The sequence below is a fragment of the Neisseria sp. P0021.S007 genome (assembly GCF_051956855.1).
Map to the genome: position 1 here is coordinate 1 of NZ_JBQCXA010001796.1, position 434 is coordinate 434.

General features: G+C 50.9%; 1 protein-coding gene. It reads left to right on the top strand.

The genetic code is table 11. The annotated features are described in order from the left end of the window. Window positions 1-434: ADP-ribosylglycohydrolase family protein (locus ACTHUR_RS21505; RefSeq protein WP_440400841.1), on the top strand; the 434-nt coding region annotated here is incomplete at both ends.

Here is a 434-nt window from a genome sequence, read left to right on the forward strand (position 1 = left end):
GCGTGTTTCTGCCGTTGGTTGGACATTTGCCAAATTGGAAGAAACCCTGCATTTTGCCGAACAATCCGCTATCGTAACGCACAACCACCCGGAAGGCATTAAAGGTGCGCAAGCCGTAGCCGCCGCCATCTTTTGGGCGCGTACTGGTATAAGCAAAGCGCAAATTAAAGAAAACATTACACGACAATTCGGCTACGACTTGAGCCAAAGTTGCGACCAAATCCGCCCGCATTATCATTTCAACGAAAGCTGTCAGGAAACCGTGCCTCAAGCGATTACTGCCTTTCTTGAAAGCGATGATTTTGAACACGCCATCCGACTGGCAGTTTCCCTTGGCGGAGACAGCGATACCTTGGCGGCCATTACCGGCAGTATTGCCGAAGCCTGCTACGGTATCCCTACGTCTATGCGCGAACACGCTTTAGCCATATTGC